Origin of the sequence: Bradyrhizobium sp. LB14.3 (genome assembly GCF_040547985.1) — a bacterium.
Classification (GTDB): domain Bacteria; phylum Pseudomonadota; class Alphaproteobacteria; order Rhizobiales; family Xanthobacteraceae; genus Bradyrhizobium.
The window spans coordinates 630970-649787 of the sequence record NZ_JBEPQT010000002.1 but is presented as its reverse complement, the minus strand read 5'-3'; the positions used below and the strand labels follow the sequence as shown (position 1 = coordinate 649787).

The 18818-nt window shown below is 63.2% G+C and carries 19 protein-coding genes; 10 read left to right on the top strand and 9 right to left on the bottom strand.

The features are described 5' to 3' along the window. Nucleotides 1–2: 2 nt before the first annotated feature. From ABIB00_RS06895 to ABIB00_RS06875, 5 genes are all read right to left on the bottom strand, one after another. On the bottom strand, nucleotides 3–395 hold the full coding sequence (locus tag ABIB00_RS06895) for a cytochrome C oxidase subunit IV family protein (protein ID WP_247340817.1): 393 nt from the start codon (nucleotides 393–395) through the stop codon (nucleotides 3–5). Nucleotides 396–404: 9 nt separating this feature from the next. Further along, the gene (locus ABIB00_RS06890) at nucleotides 405–1127 is read right to left on the bottom strand and encodes a heme-copper oxidase subunit III family protein (RefSeq protein WP_247340816.1); all 723 of its coding nucleotides are present in this window, start codon (nucleotides 1125–1127) and stop codon (nucleotides 405–407) included. A 15-nt stretch (nucleotides 1128–1142) separates the two neighbouring features. After that, nucleotides 1143–1850, bottom strand: a complete 708-nt coding sequence (locus ABIB00_RS06885) for a cytochrome c oxidase subunit 3 (RefSeq protein ID WP_247446708.1) — start codon at nucleotides 1848–1850, stop codon at nucleotides 1143–1145. Beyond that, nucleotides 1847–3622 (bottom strand): cbb3-type cytochrome c oxidase subunit I, encoded by a 1776-nt coding sequence (locus tag ABIB00_RS06880; RefSeq protein WP_354103820.1) that lies wholly within the window; start codon nucleotides 3620–3622, stop codon nucleotides 1847–1849. The genes ABIB00_RS06885 and ABIB00_RS06880 overlap by 4 nt, the downstream gene beginning before the upstream one ends. A gap of 78 nt (nucleotides 3623–3700) precedes the next feature. Beyond that, nucleotides 3701–4534, bottom strand: a complete 834-nt coding sequence (locus tag ABIB00_RS06875; RefSeq protein ID WP_247340812.1) for a cytochrome c oxidase subunit II — start codon at nucleotides 4532–4534, stop codon at nucleotides 3701–3703. Between the two features lie 559 nt (nucleotides 4535–5093). Between ABIB00_RS06875 and ABIB00_RS06870 the strand changes: the two genes are divergently transcribed. Next, the gene (locus tag ABIB00_RS06870; protein ID WP_354103819.1) at nucleotides 5094–6002 is read left to right on the top strand and encodes a DUF2189 domain-containing protein; all 909 of its coding nucleotides are present in this window, start codon (nucleotides 5094–5096) and stop codon (nucleotides 6000–6002) included. Nucleotides 6003–6053: 51 nt separating this feature from the next. Here the strand turns inward: ABIB00_RS06870 and ABIB00_RS06865 are convergent, their stop codons facing one another. Both ABIB00_RS06865 and ABIB00_RS06860 read right to left on the bottom strand, forming a co-directional pair. Next, nucleotides 6054–7244 (bottom strand): DUF2865 domain-containing protein, encoded by a 1191-nt coding sequence (locus tag ABIB00_RS06865; RefSeq protein WP_354103818.1) that lies wholly within the window; start codon nucleotides 7242–7244, stop codon nucleotides 6054–6056. Nucleotides 7245–7374: 130 nt separating this feature from the next. Beyond that, on the bottom strand, nucleotides 7375–7680 hold the full coding sequence (locus tag ABIB00_RS06860; protein ID WP_354103817.1) for a hypothetical protein: 306 nt from the start codon (nucleotides 7678–7680) through the stop codon (nucleotides 7375–7377). Between the two features lie 295 nt (nucleotides 7681–7975). Here ABIB00_RS06860 and cysS point away from each other — a divergent pair, with 295 nt between their 5' ends. From cysS to ABIB00_RS06840, 4 genes are all read left to right on the top strand, one after another. Further along, nucleotides 7976–9370 carry a cysteine--tRNA ligase gene (gene cysS, locus ABIB00_RS06855; RefSeq protein ID WP_354103816.1) on the top strand — a complete coding sequence of 465 codons (1395 nt, stop codon included), beginning with the start codon at nucleotides 7976–7978 and terminating at the stop codon, nucleotides 9368–9370. Continuing rightward, nucleotides 9370–9879: a GNAT family N-acetyltransferase gene (locus tag ABIB00_RS06850; RefSeq protein WP_354103815.1), complete on the top strand. Its 510-nt coding sequence runs from the start codon at nucleotides 9370–9372 to the stop codon at nucleotides 9877–9879. Before cysS ends, ABIB00_RS06850 begins: the two co-directional genes overlap by 1 nt. Next, nucleotides 9876–11474, top strand: coding sequence for a citramalate synthase (gene cimA / locus ABIB00_RS06845; RefSeq protein WP_354103814.1), 1599 nt, complete (start codon nucleotides 9876–9878; stop codon nucleotides 11472–11474). The genes ABIB00_RS06850 and cimA overlap by 4 nt, the downstream gene beginning before the upstream one ends. Nucleotides 11475–11620: 146 nt before the next feature. Next, nucleotides 11621–11998 (top strand): VOC family protein, encoded by a 378-nt coding sequence (locus ABIB00_RS06840; protein ID WP_354103813.1) that lies wholly within the window; start codon nucleotides 11621–11623, stop codon nucleotides 11996–11998. Here the strand turns inward: ABIB00_RS06840 and ABIB00_RS06835 are convergent. Further along, entirely contained in the window at nucleotides 11995–12600 is a 606-nt protein-coding gene (locus ABIB00_RS06835) for an LOG family protein (protein ID WP_247446715.1), read from the bottom strand. The two genes, ABIB00_RS06840 and ABIB00_RS06835, sit on opposite strands and share 4 nt — an antisense overlap. Before the next feature lie 201 nt (nucleotides 12601–12801). On the opposite strand from ABIB00_RS06835, the gene ABIB00_RS06830 reads away from it, so the two are divergent. The 4 genes from ABIB00_RS06830 (at nucleotide 12802) to ABIB00_RS06815 (ending at nucleotide 17383) form a co-directional block, all read left to right on the top strand. Further along, nucleotides 12802–14760 carry an ABCB family ABC transporter ATP-binding protein/permease gene (locus tag ABIB00_RS06830; RefSeq protein WP_247345477.1) on the top strand — a complete coding sequence of 653 codons (1959 nt, stop codon included), beginning with the start codon at nucleotides 12802–12804 and terminating at the stop codon, nucleotides 14758–14760. 77 nt (nucleotides 14761–14837) lie between these two features. Beyond that, nucleotides 14838–15542 (top strand): phosphatidylserine decarboxylase, encoded by a 705-nt coding sequence (locus tag ABIB00_RS06825; protein ID WP_346730951.1) that lies wholly within the window; start codon nucleotides 14838–14840, stop codon nucleotides 15540–15542. An 87-nt stretch (nucleotides 15543–15629) separates the two neighbouring features. Next, nucleotides 15630–16511: a CDP-alcohol phosphatidyltransferase family protein gene (locus tag ABIB00_RS06820; protein WP_354103812.1), complete on the top strand. Its 882-nt coding sequence runs from the start codon at nucleotides 15630–15632 to the stop codon at nucleotides 16509–16511. A 152-nt stretch (nucleotides 16512–16663) separates the two neighbouring features. After that, nucleotides 16664–17383: an RraA family protein gene (locus ABIB00_RS06815; RefSeq protein ID WP_354103867.1), complete on the top strand. Its 720-nt coding sequence runs from the start codon at nucleotides 16664–16666 to the stop codon at nucleotides 17381–17383. A gap of 18 nt (nucleotides 17384–17401) precedes the next feature. Here the strand turns inward: ABIB00_RS06815 and ABIB00_RS06810 are convergent, their stop codons facing one another. Continuing rightward, nucleotides 17402–17695, bottom strand: a complete 294-nt coding sequence (locus tag ABIB00_RS06810; RefSeq protein ID WP_354103811.1) for a hypothetical protein — start codon at nucleotides 17693–17695, stop codon at nucleotides 17402–17404. Nucleotides 17696–18029: 334 nt separating this feature from the next. On the opposite strand from ABIB00_RS06810, the gene ABIB00_RS06805 reads away from it, so the two are divergent. Further along, the gene (locus tag ABIB00_RS06805) at nucleotides 18030–18803 is read left to right on the top strand and encodes a motility protein A (RefSeq protein ID WP_247345488.1); all 774 of its coding nucleotides are present in this window, start codon (nucleotides 18030–18032) and stop codon (nucleotides 18801–18803) included. Nucleotides 18804–18818: the final 15 nt, after the last annotated feature.

Below are 18818 nucleotides of genomic sequence, written 5' to 3'. Positions count from 1 at the left end.
TTCTACAACGGCGTCGCGAAAAACACCACTCGAAGCAAGTGCGTGTACTCGGACTCAAGCACCATGATCGACACAAAAACCAACACCGCGACCGGCGGTAGCAGGATGGCATAGGCCAGGGCCAGCCGCTCCCAGGCCATATGCATGAAGACGGCAACGATGAGGCCGGCCTTCAACACCATGAACAGCAGGATCAGCGACCATCTCAGACTGCCGTGCAGGCCAAAATAGTCGACGAGATAGGAGCAGGTGCTGAGCACGAACAACCATGCCCAGACCACGAGGTAGAGTTTGATCGGGTGCTGCTGGCCCTTGGCGTGTGCCGCCGCCGCTGCGACTGCGTCATGCACATGGGCCTGGAGCTGTCCTTCCATGTGTACCGTGGCATTTGTCATGCGCCGACCTCACCAAAGATAGAAAAACGCAAAGATGAACACCCACACGAGATCGACGAAGTGCCAGTACAGGCCGGTGATTTCGACGATCTCGTAATAGCCTCTCCGGCTCGTGAAGAAGCCGCGCCTTTCGACATCGAAGTCGCCCCGCAAGACCTTGCGCGCAATTGCAATCAGGAAGATCACGCCGATCGTGACGTGGGTGCCGTGGAATCCGGTGATCATGAAAAAGCAAGAGCCGAACTGCGCCGCGCCCCACGGGTTGCCCCAGGGGCGAACGCCCTCCATGATCAACTTTGTCCATTCGAAGGCCTGCATGCCAACAAACGTCGCGCCGAATGCTGCCGTGACCAGCATCAGGATTGCGGTCCTGACGCGATCCCTGCGGTAGCCGAAATTGACGGCCATCGCCATCGTCCCACTGCTGCTGATCAAGACGAAGGTCATGATGGCGATCAGGATGAGGGGGACGTCCTTGCCGCCGAGATTAAGCGCGAAGACCTCGCTTGGGTTGGGCCATGGCACGGTCGTCGACATCCGTGCCGTCATGTAGGACAGGAGGAAACAGCTGAAAATGAAGGTGTCGCTGAGGAGGAAGATCCACATCATGGCTTTGCCCCAGGACACGTTTTTGAAGGCGCGCTGATCAGAAGCCCAGTCCGCGGCGATGCCTTGCCAGCCCGGAAGTCGCCCAGCACCTTGCCCCGTATTCGTCAGCACAGTCTCAGCCATCTGTTTTCACCCTCCCTAGCTCAGCAACTGGCGACAGATGTCGACGAAATCGTTCGTCCAACCCGTCAGGAGACCGAGCAGGACAACCCAGACCAGCAGGAGGAAATGCCAGTAGATGGTGCAGAGCTCCACGCTCAGGCGCATCTCGGCCGTCGCGGCGTTACGGTGCCATACCTTGGCTGTGGTCCTGCCGAGCGCCACCAAACCGCCGGTCAGGTGCAGCCCGTGCACCGCGGTGATCATGTAGAAGAAGGCATTGGCCGGATTGGACGCCACGAAATAGCCGGCGGCGTTCAGCTGTTGCCACGCGAGAAGCTGTCCTGCGAGAAACGTGATCGCTGCCCCTCCAGCGGCGAGCAGACCGACGATGGCGCCGTCGATGTCGTTCCGGCGCGTCGCAACGTACGCCCATTGCAATGCGACACTGCTTATGACCAGCACGCCCGTGTTGAACCACAGTACCGTCGGCACGGGCATTGTCCGCCAGTCCGCCATGTTCATGCGCATGGAGTAGGCGCTGATGAAAAGTGTGAACAGCGAGCCGGCGACGGCGAGGAATACGCCAAGTCCGACCTTCGCTGCCGGCCAGGTCATTGCGCCCGTGCCTGGGAAGTCATCGATCGGACCCGCCTCCAGCCACGGTTTGGCAGTCAGCCGTTGCTGCGAGAGCCACCATCCGGCGATGACCGCGATCACGCCCAGGAACAGGATAACGGCGCTCACGGAGCAGCTCCCTGAATGGCCCCCGTCGTGGGCGGCTGGTTCTGTGGAATGAAGTCCTCAGCAGCACCCGGCACGCTGTAGTCATAGGCCCAACGATAAACGACCGGGAGTTCCTTGCCCCAGTTGCCGTGCCCTGGCGGCGTCTCCGGCGTCTGCCATTCCAGCGTCGTCGCTCGCCAAGGATTACCCCCCGACGGCTCGCCCTCGAACAAGCTCCAGGCCAGATTGAACAGGAACACCATCTGGGCGAAGCCAACCGTCAACGCGACCATGGTGATAAACTGGTTGAGCGAGTGGGCGGACGGCGGAATGAACGCCGCCTCGCCGAGCTCGAAGTATCGGCGCGGAACGCCGAGCAGCCCGAGATAGTGCATGGGGAAGAAGATCAGGTAGGCGCCGAGGAACGTGACCCAGAAATGAAACTGGCCCAGAACGTTGTTCAACATTCGCCCCGTGACCTTCGGGTACCAGTGATAGATCGCCCCTAGCACAACCATGATCGGCGCGACGCCCATCACCATATGGAAATGCGCGACGACGAACATGGTATCCGAAAGCGGCACATCGACCACGACGTTGCCGAGGAATAGGCCGGTAAGCCCACCGTTCACGAAGGTGACGATGAATCCAAGCGCGAACAGCATCGGTATCGTGAGATGTATGTTGCCACGCCAAAGGGTCAGGACCCAGTTGTAGACCTTGATGGCGGTGGGAATGGCGATGATCAGCGTCGTCGTGGCGAAGAAGAACCCGAAATATGGGTACATGCCGCTCACATACATGTGGTGCGCCCACACGACGAAGCTGAGCGCGCCAATCGCCACGATTGCCCAGACCATCATGCGATAGCCGAAGATGTTTTTTCGCGCATGCGTGCTGATCAGGTCGGAGACGATGCCAAAGGCGGGCAAAGCGACGATGTAGACTTCGGGATGACCGAAGAACCAGAACAGGTGCTGGAAAAGCAGCGGGCTGCCACCGCCATATTTGCTGAGTTGGCCCATCTCGACCAGCGACGGCATGAAGAAGCTGGTTCCCAGCAGACGGTCGAGCAGCAACATCACCGAGCCAACGAACAGCGCAGGGAATGCCAGCAGCGCCATAACGGTGGCGGTGAAGATGCCCCACACCGTCAAGGGCAGACGCATCAAGGTCATGCCGCGGGTGCGCGCCTGCAGCACGGTCACCACGTAATTCAGCCCGCCCATGGTGAAGCCGATGATGAACAGGATCAGGGAGGACAGCATGAGCACGATGCCCCATTCCTGTCCGGGCGTGCCGGAGAGAATCGCCTGCGGCGGGTACAGCGTCCAGCCGGCGCCGGTGGGGCCGCCGGGCACGAAGAAGGTCGAAGCCAGCACCAGGACCGCGAGCAGGTAGACCCAGTAACTCAGCATGTTCACATAGGGGAAGACCATGTCCCGTGCTCCGACCATCAGCGGGATCAGGTAGTTGCCGAAGCCTCCGAGGAACAATGCGGTAAGCAGATAGATCACCATGATCATGCCGTGCATGGTGATGAACTGGAGGTACTGGTTGGCATCGATGAAGGAGAAGGTGCCGGGAAATCCCAGTTGCAGTCGCATCAGCCACGACAGCACCAGGGCCACGAGACCGATGGCCGAGGCTGTAAGCGAGTACTGGATGGCGATGACCTTGGCGTCCTGCGAAAAGACGTACTGCGTCCACCAGCTTTTCGGATGGTAGAGCTCGACTTCAGGCACTTCGGCAGGCGGAATGCCTGTGATCCCATCATATGGAACATCGACCATAGAGCACCTCCTCGGTCGTTTCCTTCGGGGGCGATGAGTTGGTTCACGCGCCCGATCCATGTTCGCAGCGGCATTTCCCTATTTGCCGCCCGATTGGTACGTCGCCCTCACGACGGCCTTTGGGCCGGATAATTCGGCAAACGTCTTCTGCTGATCGAGCCAGGCGTGATAGTCGCTCTCTTCCTCGATGATCACCTTGGCCCGCATTTGATAATGAGCGGCGCCACATAGTTCCGCGCAGAGAACATCAAAGGTCCCGGTTCGGATCGGCCTTATCCAGAAATAGGTGACCATGCCAGGGACCATGTCCATCTTGGCCCGGAATTCCGGCACATAGAAATCGTGCAGGACATCGACGGAGCGGAGCAGAACCTTGACGGGCTTGCCGGTTGGAAGATGCAGGTCGCCGTTCTCGATCACGACGTCATCCTGGCCATGCGGATCGCTGCGATTGAGGCCCATCGGATTGTCTGGACTGATGTTGCCGACGTCGGACGTGCCCAACCGACCATCCTTCCCCGGCAAACGGAAGCTCCATTGCCATTGCTGGCCCATGACTTCGATCTCGGTGGCGTCTGCGGGCACCGTCACGAACTGGTGCCAGACGACCAGGCCGGGTGCGAGCATGGCGGCGACGCCGATGCCGGTCCCGATACTGAGCCACCATTCAAGCTTTTTGTTTTCGGGATTGTAGTCTGCCTGTCTTCCCTCCCTATGGTGGAAGCGAAAGACGCAATAGGCCATGAATGCAACGACCGCGGTAAAGACGAATCCGGTGATCCAGAATGTGATGTTGATCGTCTGGTCGATGTAGCTCCAGTTAGTGGCAATGGGCGTCCACCACCACGGGCTGTAAAGGTGAAACAGCACCGAGCCGATCGCGACCAGAAGCAGTATCAGTGCGACAGCCATCCTGATCCATCCTTGCCATCGAAGGCTGCGCCATCGAAGGCTGCGGATACGAATCCAGGGCGAAGCTCACATTGGTCGCGATGGCGGACTCTTCTGTTGTGCTGGCATCTATACTGACATATGCGCCATCGCCGCGCCTCTTGTCTCGCCCATTCAACCGGTCGCGACATTCAAGAGAAAGATCGCGACCGCTCACTGCTGGGGGCGTCTAGGTTTTTAAGATGATCCCCCGCGAACCCGACGTCAATAGCATGTCAACGCGCTTAGCTGGCGCGACGATCGCGGTGCAAGCTGGCGAGCGCCAGTTGCATTCTCGATGTGATGCATCGCACAAATATGCGAAACACAATTCACCAAGTGGGAGCGCTGGTCATTCCGATGCGCCCGCGCTAAGCTTGGAGCGCAGGTCGCGACGGGTTTCGTCCGGCTAAGCTCCTTCCTCGTTGAGCCTGGAACTGCCGTATTCGGCTCGATCGCGTCTCCCGCACATAAAGGCGGATGCGCGCGGCCGGAAAGCGCGCGGTTCGCCGCGGCGACTTCAGCAGAGGAGGGTGTGTCCATGGCCACTCTTTATTCCAACAACATCGTAAAACGGCACCTGTTCGGCGAGGCGGTCTCTTATCCCATTCGCAAGATCGGCTTGTCCGACCTGAGAGAGGTGCTGCGCCTGGGCTGGGAGGATTTCCAGGCGATGCCGAGTCACGCGGTCGTTGTATGCCTGATTTATCCCGTTCTCGGTCTCGTCCTGTTCAGGATGGTCCTCGGCCATTCGGTCCTGCCGCTGCTGTTTCCGCTGGCGGCCGGATTTGCCTTGATAGGTCCCTTTGCCGCGATCGGTCTCTACGAACTCAGCCGTCGCCGCGAGCGCGGCGAGGAGGTCGAGGCGTGGGACGCGATCAAGATTTTGCGTGCACCGTCCTTCGGCGCCATGCTCGAGCTCGGCGTTCTCTTGCTCGTCCTGTTCGGGGTCTGGATCGGCGTCGCGAACGCGATCTATGTCGCCATCTTCGGTCACGCGGCGGCCGCAAGCATTCCTGACTTCGCAACCCGCGTGCTGACGACGCCGGAAGGATGGTCGCTCATCATCGTCGGTTGCGGTGTCGGCTTCCTGTTTGCCGTCGCGGCCCTATGCGTCAGCGTCGTATCGTTTCCATTGATGCTCGATCGGCATGCGACGGCGATCGATGCGATCCGGGCCTCCCTGCGGGCGGTGGCGGCCAATCCGGTTGCGATGGCGGGGTGGGGGCTGGTCGTCGCGGCACTGCTCGTGATCGGCTCACTGCCGCTCTTCGTCGGTCTCGCTGTCGTTCTGCCGGTGCTCGGTCATGCCACTTGGCATCTTTACCGGAGGGTGGTCGAGCCGAATCCGAATCCACCTGATGAACCGCCGCCGCCCCCGAAGGGGCGGCGCTATGCGGCGGACTTTCCGGCCAATCTCTTCCCGTGGAGCCGCGAGGGCGAGCAGTAACAGCAAGAGGGCCGCTCCCGGCGGCCCACTTGGCTCGAGATTGGTGCAGAATTATTGCTTCGGTGGGATGAAGGTCGGTCCGACCGAACGGATGGGCTTGTTCTCGGTGGTCGCAGCGGTGCCAGTATCGGCGGGCGGTGCGGCGGCCGGTGTGCCGGCCGTGGCCGGGGGCGGCGTTGCGCCCTTCTTCGCAGCCGTGGCAGGCGTGCCCTTGGTGAGCTGCCGCTGCTGCATCTTCTTGGCGCTCTCCTCGGTGACGATGATGTCACCCTGCTGCTCGGCCGACGCCTTGTCGTCAGCCGATTTCAGCGCGTCGGCCCAGGTCTGGCCCGCGGCCTTGCAGGAGCAGGACGGGTTGAACTCGCTGCGGAATTTGAACGCGGTCGGCAGCGCCGTGTAGGGCTGGCCGCTGGTGGAGACCGCCGAGTTCATGTCTTCGCCGGGATTGCGATGAGTGTAGAGCACGGCTTCGGCGGCCGGGCACAGCGCCTTGCAGGTCTTCTCGTCGTCGGGGAAGCGCGCGGGCACAGTCGCAAACGAGACCGGGAAGTAGGCGCCGTCGCAGGTGCGCACGCACACGGTGCGATAGGTGCCTGACTGCGGGCCGAGATCGGAGGGCGGCACGCCTTGTGGACTGTTGGGGTTGTTGCCGCCGAACAGATTGCTCAGGAAGTTGCCGCCTTGCGACTGCGCGGCGTTGGCATATTGCGGGCCGCAATTGTTCTGCGCCAGCGCGGCCAGCACCGAGCGGCGCTGGTTGTCGCGCTCCGGACTGAAGCCGCCGGGACCGCCGCCGCGCAGGCGTTCGAGATTGCCGGTGATCTGGTCCAGATTGGCGCGCATCTGCTGGATCTGGGTGTTGACCGGACCGCATTGCGCCGACTGGCCGCTGAACAGCGAGAAGAAGCCGGAGGAATCGCAGCCCATGCGCTTGGCCTGCATGGTGACGCGGTCGAGCTCGGCCTGCTGCCGGGTCTGGGACTCCTGGTAGCGGCGGATCTGGTCTTCGCGCGCGGGGTCACCGCCGCCACCACTACGATCGAGCGCGGCGAGCTGGCCCTCCAGTCGCACGCACATCGGATTCGGTCCAAGCCCGTTCTGGCCGGGCTGAGGCGGCGGCGGCCCGGGCGGGCCGGCCTGTGCGAAAGCGCCGGTGACAAGCACGACCGTGCTCAGGAGCACGGTGCAGGCAAGGAGGAAGCGAGCTCGGGGGAGAGACAAAAATTCAGGCATATCCGCCATTCTAGCGAGGTCACGGCCACGCGTGATTTGGGGGGCCGAAGCGCGCCCTCCCATAGCCGCTTCCTGCGGCATCGTCACGTCGTTTCAGCGGCTAAAGATTGCGCCTAACGTACGCCAGTTCCGAGCGAATTCAGCGCTGGCAGGTGATTGCGACATATTCGTCGCAATGGCCATGGGAGCAGTTTGCGCCGGATTTGGGGACAGAGCCGGTAATTTCGTCGGGATCGACCCGGCGATAGGCCGAAGCCTGGGCAAAATCGCGTGACTGGCAATAGGTACGCGCGACCTGTGCGCCGCATTTCTCGCTTTTGGCCAGGCACTGGTCGACGCCGTAGCCGTCCGCCTGGTTGGGAATGATGAAGACGCGGGTCTCGGCAAGAGCGCTGGATGCCGCAAGGATGGAGGCGCAGGAAATGAGCGCGAGCAATAATCGCATGAAAACACCTGGGCGCAAAAAGGCGGAACCGCCGGCTCCAGAGTGGGCTCAAATGGTTAAGGATGATGAACAATCGACGTAGGGCGGCCGCGCAATGCGGGGATAAAACGGCATTTTCGCGGCTCCCTTGACGCGTGGGCCCTTCGTGGCCCATATGTCGCCGCATGAACGGTCTCCTCGCCATTTGCGCAATTTGCCGCGAGATTATTAGCTAGCGATTCGCTGGCTGGAGCCGTCTTTATCTCAAAAACATTGAGAGCACTGGACGCCCGGCCAACAGCCGACGGGTATCCATATGGAATTGCGCCTCTACGATACGCTGAGCCGGGAAAAGCGCACCTTCGTGCCGCTCGATGCGAAGGACGTCCGCATGTATGTCTGCGGACCGACCGTCTATGACTTCGCCCATATCGGCAATGCGCGGCCCGTGATCGTGTTCGACGTGCTGTTTCGGCTGCTGCGCCATCTCCATGGCGAGGCCCACGTCAAATATGTCCGCAACATCACCGACGTCGACGACAAGATCAACGACCGCGCCGCGCGCGATTTCCCCGGCCTGCCGCTGAACGAAGCGATCCGGAAAGTCACCGAGCAGACCGGCAGGCAATTTCACGCCGACGTCGATGCGCTCGGCGCGCTGCGGCCGAGCGTCGAGCCGCGCGCGACCGAGCATGTCGCCGAAATGCGCGAGATCATCGAAAGGCTGGTCGCCGGCGGCTTTGCCTATGTCGCCGAGGACCATGTGCTGTTCTCGCCGCAGGCGATGAACGCGGCCAACTCCGTCCTGCCGCGCTATGGCGCGCTGTCCAATCGCTCGCTGGACGAGATGGTCGCCGGTGCGCGCGTCGATGTCGCGCCCTACAAGAAGGGCAATACCGATTTCGTGCTGTGGAAACCGTCCAAGCCGGGCGAGCCGTCATGGCCGTCGCCGGCCGGCATCGCCGCGCAGGGGCGGCCGGGCTGGCACGTCGAGTGCTCGGCGATGGCCTGGAAACATCTCGGTGAACATTTCGACATCCATGGCGGCGGCATCGATCTCGTGTTTCCGCATCACGAGAACGAAATCGCGCAGACCTGCTGTGCCTTCCACCGGGAGCGCATGGCGAACTACTGGATGCACAACGGCTTCCTGCAGGTCGAGAGCGAGAAGATGTCGAAGTCGCTCGGCAATTTCGTCACGATCCACGAACTGCTTGCGGACTGGCCGGGCGAGGTGCTGCGCCTGAATATGCTCAAGACGCATTACCGCTCGCCGATCGACTGGACCATGAAGTCGCTGGAGGAGAGCGCCAGGACGCTCGACGACTGGTATCGCGTCGCGGCCGACGTCGCGCCCGGCCAGCCGGCCGCATCCGTCGTCGAGCCGCTGCTCGACGACCTCAACACGTCGCTCGCGATCGCGGCATTGCACAGCCTGCGTGGCACCGATGTGAGCGCCCTGGCGGGGTCGCTGCGTCTGCTCGGCTTCCTGTCCGAGAGCGCTGCGCAATGGGAAAGCCGCAAGCAGCAGGCAACTGGCGTCGACGCCGGCGAAATCGACCGCTTGATCGCGGCGCGCGCGGCTGCGCGTGCGCAAAAAGACTTTAGGGAGTCCGACCGCATTCGCGACGAACTCGTCGCCAAGGGCGTGGTGCTCAAGGACGGCAAGGACGCCGACGGCAAGCCGGTGACGACCTGGGAGCTGGCGTGATGGCACATGCGCTTCCAAAGCCTGGCTTGCGGCCGTTCCTGCCGGACGACGTGCCGGTTCTCGCCGCGATCTTCATAGCAAGCATCGAGGAGCTGACGGGCGACGACTACAGCGAAGCGCAGCAGCAGGCCTGGATGGCAGCGGCGGAGGACGAAGAATTCGGCAAGCGGCTCGCCTCCGACCTGACGCTGATCGCAACGCTGGAGGGATCGCCGGTGGGCTTCGCGTCGCTGCGCGGCAAGGATCACATCCACATGCTCTATGTGCATCCGGCCGTGGCCGGGCAGGGCCTGGCGACGATGCTCGTCGATGCGTTGGAAAAGCTTGCCGGCGGCCGCGGCGCGGACAAGCTGACGGTCGACGCCAGCGACAACGCGCAGGGCTTTTTTGCCAAGCGCGGCTATGTCGCCATGCAGCGCAACAGCATCACCGTCAACGACGAGTGGCTCGCCAACACCACCATGCAGAAGACGCTCGGCACCGGACCCGCGTCGGGAGCACTGCAATGAGCAAGGAGCGCCTCTATCTTTTCGACACCACGCTGCGCGACGGCGCGCAGACCAATGGCGTCGATTTCACGCTGAAGGACAAGCAAGTCATCGCGGCGATGCTCGATGATCTCGGCATCGACTATGTCGAGGGCGGCTATCCCGGTGCCAATCCGACCGACACCGAGTTTTTCGGCGCCAAGCCCAAGCTCCGTCATGCGCGATTCACCGCCTTCGGCATGACGCGCCGGGCAGGGCGCTCGGTCTCCAACGATCCCGGCGTCGCCGGGCTACTGGAGGCGAAGGCGGACGCGATCTGCTTCGTGGCGAAGGCCTCAGGCTATCAGGTGCGTGTCGCGCTGGAGACGACGAAGGAGGAGAACCTTGCCTCGATCCGCGACAGCGTCGGGGCGGCCAAGGCCGCCGGCCGCGAGGTCATGCTCGACTGCGAACACTTTTTCGATGGCTACAAGGAGGACGCCGCCTTCGCGCTCGCCTGCGCCAAGGCTGCCTATGAGGCCGGCGCGCGCTGGGTGGTGCTATGCGACACCAACGGCGGCACCATGCCGAACGAGGTCGAGGCCATCGTCACCGAGGTGGCAAAGCACATCCCCGGCGATCATCTCGGCATCCACGCCCATAACGACACCGAGCAGGCGGTGGCGAATTCGCTCGCCGCGGTGCGCGCCGGCGCGCGGCAGATCCAGGGCACGCTGAACGGCCTCGGCGAACGCTGCGGCAACGCCAATCTCTGCTCACTGATCCCGACCTTGAAGCTGAAGCATGAATTTGCCGACGCCTTCGAGATCGGCGTCACGTCCGAGAAGCTCGCGACCCTGGTCAAAGTCTCGCGCACGCTCGACGACATGCTCAACCGCGTGCCGAACCGGCACGCGGCCTATGTCGGCGAGAGCGCCTTCGTCACCAAGACCGGCATCCATGCCTCCGCCGTGCTGAAGGATCCGCAGACCTATGAGCACGTCCTGCCTGAATTGGTCGGCAACCACCGCAAGGTGCTGGTGTCCGACCAGGCCGGCCGCTCCAATGTCATCGCCGAGCTCGACCGCGCCGGCATCGCTTACGAGAAGAGCGATCCGAAGCTGACGCGGCTGGTCGAGGAACTGAAGGAGCGCGAGGCGCAAGGCTATGCCTATGAATCCGCCAACGCCTCGTTCGAGCTTTTGGCGCGCCGCACGCTCGGCAAGGTGCCCCATTATTTCGAGGTCGAGCAGTTCGACGTCAATGTCGAGCAGCGCTACAATTCGCACGGCGAGCGCGTCACCGTGGCGCTCGCTGTCGTGAAGGTCGACGTCGCCGGCGAGCATTTGATCTCGGCGGCTGAAGGCAACGGCCCCGTCAATGCGCTCGACGTTGCGCTGCGCAAGGATCTCGGCAAGTACCAGAAATACATCGAGGGTTTGACGCTGATCGACTACCGCGTGCGTATCCTCAACGGCGGCACAGGCGCGGTCACGCGCGTGCTGATCGAGAGCGAGGACGAGAACGGCGACAGCTGGACCACGGTCGGCGTGTCCCCGAACATCATCGACGCCTCGTTCCAGGCGCTGATGGATTCGGTGATCTACAAGCTGGTGAAGTCGGGGGCGCCGGCGTAGGGGATAGTGAGGTGAGCTATGGCGGCGCCATAAAACGCCGTCATTGCGAGAAGCGAAGCGACGAAGCAATCCAGACTGCTTCCGCAGAGCCGGTCTGGATTGCTTCGCTTCGCTCGCAATGACGAGGAGAGAGGGGAGCGCGACCCATGATCGACCACATCTCCGTCGGCGTCAGCAATCTCGATCGCTCCGCTCGCTTCTACGAAGCTACGCTCGCGACCCTCGGGCTCACGCGCCTCGTCACGCGACCGCGGACGATCGGCTTCGGCAAGGCCTATCCCGAATTCTGGATCAATCTGCGCGAGGGAATGACGCACGTCACGCCAGAGAGCGGCGTGCACATCTGCCTGCGGGCCAAGACGACCGCCGAGGTCAATGCATTTCACGCTGCAGCGCTGTCCGCCGGCGGTGCATCCGACGGTGCGCCGGGTATCCGCCCGCACGACCGCGTGCGCTATTACGCGGCCTTCGTCATCGATCCCGACGGCAATCGGATCGAGGCGGTGACGTTTCCTGCGGACTAAAGCTTGCGCGCCACTTCGGGAGCGAGCTTCTTTTCCGCTTCGTCGATCTGTGCCGCAGCCGCCTTCAGCTTCGGCAAAATCTCTTCGATCCGATCAGCCTTGAGGATATCGACCGAAAGGCCGGCGCGGATGAACTCGGTCTGGCGCATGTGCGACAGCAGCGAGAACAGCGGCTCCCAGAAATTGTCGATGTTGGCGAGCAGCACCGGCTTGGCGTGACGGCCGAGCTGCTTCCAGGTCAATTGCTCGACCAGCTCCTCCAGCGTGCCGACGCCGCCCGGCAGCGCGACGAAGGCGTCGGAGCGTTCGAACATCAGCCGCTTGCGCTCGTGCATGTCGGGAGTGACGATCATCTCCTGCACACGCGTCAGCGCGTTCTCACGCATCCGCAGGAAGTCGGGGATGATGCCGGTGACGGTGCCGCCGTGATCGAGCACGGAGGTCGCGACCGAGCCCATCAGGCCGAGCGAACCGCCGCCATAGACCAGGCGGATGTTGTTCTCGGCGAGGGCCTTGCCGAACGCCTTGGCGCCATCGGTGAAACGGGGATTGGTTCCGGGGCCGGAGCCGCAATAGACACAGACGGTTTTGATCGTGCTCATTGGTGCCATGATGCATTGCAGCGAAGAGGCGTCAAGCCCCATCGGTGATTCGGGGCGTCCGGAAATCTACCGGTAAATGGCGGAAAACGATCGGAGATTCGCCATCTGGCGGGGTGCGCTGGCATCGGGAAGGCTCTATATGACGAACGAAAATCGCAAATCGTACCGTGCCCGCATCCGGCGGGCCTTTCAGGCTTTTTGATGGACCAAGCTCAATCGTTCGACGGCGCCGACGTTCCTGATCCTCCCGCCGTGGGACCATTGGAGCGGGCCACGCTGATGGGCACGCTGGCGCATCTGTGGCCCTATATCTGGCCCGGCGACCGCTTCGACCTGAAGATGCGCGTGGTCTGGTCGATGGTGCTGCTGCTCGCGGCCAAGCTGATCACGCTGACGGTTCCTTTCAGCTTCAAATGGGCGACCGACGCGCTGACAGGGGCCAACACCGCGCCGGTGCAGGCGGACAATTGGCACCTCTGGGTGATCGCCTCGCCATTGCTGCTGACCGCCAGCTACGGCGCGATGCGCATCGTGATGGCGGTGCTGACGCAATGGCGCGACGGCATTTTCGCGCGCGTTGCCATGCACGCGGTGCGTAAGCTCGCCACCATCACCTTCATTCACATGCATGAACTCTCGCTGCGCTTTCATCTCGAGCGCAAGACCGGCGGTCTGACGCGCGTACTCGAGCGTGGCCGCGAGGGCATCGAAGTCATCGTGCGCATGGTGATCCTGCAGCTGATCCCGACCATCGTCGAGGTCTCGCTCCTGATGGCCGTGCTGCTCTGGCAGTTCGACTGGCGCTACGTGGTCGCAACCCTGATCACGGTAACCGTCTACATGTACTATACCTACATCGCCACCGAGTGGCGGATCGGCATCCGCCGCAAGATGAACGATTCCGACACCGAGGCAAACACCAAGGCGATCGACTCGCTGCTCAACTACGAGACCGTGAAGTATTTCAGCGCCGAGACCCGCGAAGCGCAGCGCTATGACAAGTCGGTCGCACGCTACGAGGAGTCGAGCGTTCAGGCCTATACCTCGCTTGCGGTGCTCAACACCGGCCAGGCCGTGATCTTCACGCTGGGGCTGACCGCGACCATGCTGATGTGCGCGATCGGCGTGCGCAACGGCACCAACACGGTCGGCGATTTCGTGCTGGTCAACGCCATGATGATCCAGCTTTACCAGCCGCTGAACTTCATGGGCATGGTCTATCGCGAGATCAAGCAGGCGATCATCGACATCGAGAAGATGTTCAACGTGCTGGGACGCGAGGCCGAGATCAAGGACGCGCCCGACGCGAAGCCGCTGGTGGTCTCGGCCGGCACGGTGCGCTTCGAGGACGTGCGCTTTTCCTATGAGCCGGCCCGGCCGATCCTCAAGGGCATCAGCTTCGAGGTGCCGGCCGGCAAGACGGTCGCGATCGTCGGCCCGTCCGGCGCGGGCAAGTCGACCATGTCGCGGCTTCTGTTTCGCCTCTATGACATCTCCGGCGGCAAGATCCTGATCGACGGCCAGGACATCCGCGAGGTCACGCAGGCCTCGCTGCGCGCCTCCATCGGCATGGTGCCGCAGGACACCGTGCTGTTCAACGACACCATCCGCTACAACATTCGCTACGGCCGCTGGGACGCCAGCGATGCCGAGGTGGAAGAAGCGGCGCGGCTGGCGCAGATCGACCATTTCATCCGCATGTCGCCGATGGGCTACGAGACCCAGGTCGGCGAACGCGGCCTGAAACTATCCGGGGGCGAAAAACAGCGCGTCGCTATCGCGCGCACTGTCTTGAAGGCGCCGCCGATCCTGGTGCTGGACGAGGCCACCTCGGCGCTGGACACCCACACCGAGCACGAGATCCAGGGCGCGCTCGAGCGCGTGGCGAAGAACCGCACATCGCTGGTGATTGCCCATCGGCTCTCGACCATCGTCGGCGCCGACGAGATCATTGTGCTGGACCAGGGCCGCATCGCCGAGCGCGGCACCCACGCAAAACTGCTCGCGGAGGGGGGCCTTTACGCCAGCATGTGGAACAGGCAGCGCGAGGCCGAGGCGGCGCGCGAGAAACTGGCCCGGATGGCCGACTCCGGCGAGGCGCCGAACCGGGAGCCGCCGTCGGTCCAGGATGTCCTGACGACGCCTGCGGCGGCGGAGTGACCTTGTCTCCGGTCCCTACTCTGGCCTAAACAACACCACCGCGCGGGACGACCTGCGCCATCAACCCTGAGCGGCAGATAGCGATGTCCATTCTCGATTCGATCCAGCGTCAGATCCCGCCGATCCACAAGGAGGGCTATCCCTTCATCGGCGGCTTTGCACTGGCAAGCCTCATCCTGTTCTGGCTGTGGTCGCCTTTGGGGTGGATCGGCACTATCCTGACCGTGTGGTGCGCGCTGTTCTTCCGCGACCCCGTGCGCGTGACCCCCGTCCGCGAGGGGCTCGTGGTGTCGCCGGCCGACGGCCGCGTCTCGATGATCACCATGGCGCTGCCGCCGGCCGAGCTCGGGCTCGGCGACCGGCCACTGCCGCGCGTCTCGGTGTTCATGAGCGTGTTCAACTGCCACGTGAACCGCAGTCCGATCACGGGCAGGGTGGACCGTATCGCCTATCGGCCCGGCCTGTTCATCAATGCCGAGCTGGACAAGGCGAGCGAGGACAATGAGCGCAACTCGCTGGTGATCACGACGCCGACGGCGCGGATCGGCGTGATCCAGATCGCAGGGCTTGTCGCCAAGCGCATCGTCTGCTTCGTCAAAGAGGGGCAGGCGATCGGCGCCGGTGAGCGCTTCGGCCTGATCCGCTTCGGCTCGCGGCTCGATGTCTACCTGCCGGTGGGCACCAAGGCACTGGTCTCGGAAGGGCAGACGGCGATCGCCGGTGAGACGATTCTGGCCGATCTCACCGGGGACGACCCGAGCCGCGCCTATCGCTCCAATTAACCAATAAGGCGGTCCAGGGGGCTTTCCGCCGCAATGGCGGAGGGGAGCGCAGCTTGCTATATCTCGCCTCAAGGTGAGGACGAGCCAATGACGCCCTATGATTTCAAGGATCCTGACGTGCGCCGCCGGCGGTTCCGCCCGATCCCGGTGCGGATGCTGGTGCCCAACGTCATCACGCTGCTGGCGATCTGCGCCGGCCTGACCTCGATCCGCCTGTCGATCGAGGGGCGGATGTCACTCGCAGTCTACGCCATCGTGTTCGCGGCCTTGCTCGACGGCATCGACGGCCGCGTTGCGCGCCTCATCAAGGGCCAGTCCAAGTTCGGCGCCGAACTCGACAGCCTCGCCGACTTCGTCAATTTCGGCGTCGCTCCCGGCCTGATGCTGTACTTCTGGCAGCTGCACGAGCTCGGTAATGCGGGCTGGATCGCGGCGATGGTGTTCGCGATTTCCGGCGGCCTCCGGCTGGCGCGCTTCAACGCCACCATGGACGATCCCAACAAGCCGGCGTTCGCCGCCAATTTCTTCACCGGCGTGCCGGCGCCGGCCGGCGCGATCACGGTGTTGCTGCCGATCTATGTCGCGTTCCTCGATCTCGGCCGGCTGCCTGCGGCGGTGACGGCTGCGTATACACTGCTGATCGCCTTCCTGATGGTGTCGCGCCTGCCGGTGTTCTCCGGCAAGACCAAGCGCATGCGCGTGCCGCCCGAGCTGGTGCTGCCGGCCTTCGTCGCGGTGGTCGTCTTCATCGCGATCCTGATCGCTTATCCCTGGCACGTACTCTCGGTGGGTACCGTGTTGTATCTCCTCGTTTTGCCGCTCGGCTACAAATCCTATCGCGACCAGGCGCGCGCGATGGAAGCCACGGCGCCGTCGGGAGGCGAGGTCTCGTCGCCGCCGTCGGCACCGACGCTGGCAAACCTGTCGGAGCCGCCGCACGAGGACAACCGGCCAGGAAGCCTGCACTGAACGGCAAGACACTGAGCAGCAAGACACCTGAGCAGCAAGACTCGGATATCTGCCATGAGGCGCCCTGAGTTGGGTTGAGGCCCAATCTCGGCTATATCGCCAGTGCCGGCGGCACCGCGCCAACAGCGGCCGCCAATCTGGGAGAGAACGCCGTGACTGATACCGCGACCGGGCCGCTGCCCGCTTCCGTCCTCGAAGCGCTGGGCCGCTACGACACGCCGACGATCTGCAATGCCATGGAGATCGTGGCGCCCGAGCGCCGGCTGATCGGCTACACCACCAAGCAACTGGTCTGCCCGTTCCCCGATCTGCCGCCGATCGTCGGCTACGCTCGCACGGTTGCAATCCGCTCGGTGCTGAAAAATTCGCTGCCGCCGGAAGAGCAGTCGAAGCGCCGCATCGACTATTACGAATATGTCGGCACCGGCTTTGGTCCGCGCATCTCGGTGATCCAGGACATCGACGGTCCCGACGTCGGCTACGGCGCGTTCTGGGGCGAGGTGCAGAGCAACGTGCACAAGGCGCTCGGCTGCCTCGGTGTCATCACCGACGGCTCGATCCGCGACATTCCGCAATGGGCCCCGGGCTTCCAGGCGCTGGCCGGCTCGATCGGACCGTCGCATGCCTGGGTGCATGCGGAGAGCTTTGGCGGCGAGGTGCGCGTCGCCGGCATGACCGTGAAATCGGACGATCTGATCCACGCCGATCTGCACGGCGCGATCGTGATCCCGCGCGACATCGCCGCAAAACTGCCCGACGCCGCCGAGCTCTGCGGCCGCCGCGAGACGCCGATCCTCGAGATCGCCCGCAGCCCCGACTTCTCGCTGGAGAAGCTCAAGGCCGCGCTGAAGCGCTCTGCTGAGATCCACTAACGGCGGGACTGCAACGATCTACGGCTGCGGCGCCGCCCGCGGGCTGCCCTGTTCCGTCAAGAACAGGGCGGCCTGATCCGGCTCGCCGAACACCGCGGCAGCGCAGCCAATCAAGGTGAAGCCGCCGGCAAAATCCCACAGAGTAATATCTTCCGCATTGTCCGGGATGTGGATCAAGCGCGCTGCGATCACGGCCAAGGCCGCCTCGATAAAGAGCAGCACGCTGAACACCGGCAGGACGAGCTCGGGTTTGAGCATGTGGAGCGCCAGCACTGCGGGAAGCGCGGTGAGAAGACTGAACAGCGTCACCATTACGATGCCTTCCGCCATGAGTGTGCCGGCCCGCGCCAGAATACCAACTGACCCGTCACCCCCGATGTGGCGCAAGGCCGCAGCCGAAGGGTTCGCGCACCCACAGCCTTGAGTGACGGGGCGCGAGAGCCCTTATGGTTATCAAAACGTTGAAAGTCGTGTCGGCAGTCGGCAAAGCCGGCGCCTTTCAGCGCGCTGCACCCGCCAGGCGAGCCGGCTCAACTTAACCTTTACGCGTCTTTAATCGCAGCTCACTAGGGTTTCCGATGCGGTTCGGTGTTGGGCCGCGCCATCGGCCAGGACGGCCGTTGTTGTGTGCGCGTTGGAGTCTTCCATGGATATCATGACGGGCGCCGGCCTCGTGGCGGGCATTATCGTCGTCGCGACGATGGTGTTGCTGGGCGGCGATCTGCACATGTTCATCAGCGAGCATGCGATGATCATCATCTTCGGCGGATCGGCCGCAGCGACCATGATCCGCTTTCCGCTCTCAGTGCTGATGCACGGCCTGCCGCTCGGCATGAAGTTCGCCTTCACGATGAGCCGGCTGTCGGCGCACGATCTGGTCGACGAGCTCGCCCGCATCGCCGAGATTGCCCGCAAGCAGGGCCCGGTGGGGTTGGAAAAGGTCGAGACCGACGAGCCTTTCCTCGCCAAGGGCATTCGCTACGTCGCCGACGGGTACGACCTCGATTTCATTCGGGATAATTTGGAACGCGACCGCGACAATTTCCTGATGCATCTGAACGAAGGCAGCAAGATCTACCGCGCCGTCGGCGACTGCGCGCCCGCGTTCGGCATGATCGGAACCCTGATCGGCATGGTGCAAATGTTTTCGAACATGTCAGATCCCTCGAAGCTCGGCCCGTTCATGGCGACCGCCCTGCTGGCAACTCTCTACGGTGCGCTGGTCGCGAACCTGCTCTGCCTGCCGATCGCCGACAAGCTGCATGGCAAGCTGATCGACGAGGAAACCAATCGTACGCTGATCATCGACGGCATTCTGATGATCCGCGACTCCAAGAGCCCGACTTTGGTGCGCGAAATGCTGCTGGCCTATCTTCCCGAGAAGCACCGCCACGCCGAAGGCGAGCCGGTTCCGGCGTAACGCCGGACGTCGGGA

Bases quoted from the DNA above. Each gene is read 5' to 3' on its own strand.
- ABIB00_RS06860 (WP_354103817.1), bottom strand. From the start codon at position 7,680: ATGCGATTATTGCTCGCGCTCATTTCCTGCGCCTCCATCCTTGCGGCA.
- ABIB00_RS06830 (WP_247345477.1), top strand. From the start codon at position 12,802: ATGGACCAAGCTCAATCGTTCGACGGCGCCGACGTTCCTGATCCTCCC.
- ABIB00_RS06835 (WP_247446715.1), bottom strand. From the start codon at position 12,600: ATGAGCACGATCAAAACCGTCTGTGTCTATTGCGGCTCCGGCCCCGGA.
- ABIB00_RS06880 (WP_354103820.1), bottom strand. From the start codon at position 3,622: ATGGTCGATGTTCCATATGATGGGATCACAGGCATTCCGCCTGCCGAA.
- ABIB00_RS06820 (WP_354103812.1), top strand. From the start codon at position 15,630: ATGACGCCCTATGATTTCAAGGATCCTGACGTGCGCCGCCGGCGGTTC.
- ABIB00_RS06890 (WP_247340816.1), bottom strand. From the start codon at position 1,127: ATGGCTGAGACTGTGCTGACGAATACGGGGCAAGGTGCTGGGCGACTT.
- ABIB00_RS06870 (WP_354103819.1), top strand. From the start codon at position 5,094: ATGGCCACTCTTTATTCCAACAACATCGTAAAACGGCACCTGTTCGGC.
- ABIB00_RS06810 (WP_354103811.1), bottom strand. From the start codon at position 17,695: ATGGTGACGCTGTTCAGTCTTCTCACCGCGCTTCCCGCAGTGCTGGCG.
- ABIB00_RS06895 (WP_247340817.1), bottom strand. From the start codon at position 395: ATGACAAATGCCACGGTACACATGGAAGGACAGCTCCAGGCCCATGTG.
- ABIB00_RS06865 (WP_354103818.1), bottom strand. From the start codon at position 7,244: ATGGCGGATATGCCTGAATTTTTGTCTCTCCCCCGAGCTCGCTTCCTC.
- ABIB00_RS06875 (WP_247340812.1), bottom strand. From the start codon at position 4,534: ATGGCTGTCGCACTGATACTGCTTCTGGTCGCGATCGGCTCGGTGCTG.
- ABIB00_RS06850 (WP_354103815.1), top strand. From the start codon at position 9,370: ATGGCACATGCGCTTCCAAAGCCTGGCTTGCGGCCGTTCCTGCCGGAC.
- ABIB00_RS06805 (WP_247345488.1), top strand. From the start codon at position 18,030: ATGGATATCATGACGGGCGCCGGCCTCGTGGCGGGCATTATCGTCGTC.
- ABIB00_RS06840 (WP_354103813.1), top strand. From the start codon at position 11,621: ATGATCGACCACATCTCCGTCGGCGTCAGCAATCTCGATCGCTCCGCT.
- cysS (WP_354103816.1), top strand. From the start codon at position 7,976: ATGGAATTGCGCCTCTACGATACGCTGAGCCGGGAAAAGCGCACCTTC.
- cimA (WP_354103814.1), top strand. From the start codon at position 9,876: ATGAGCAAGGAGCGCCTCTATCTTTTCGACACCACGCTGCGCGACGGC.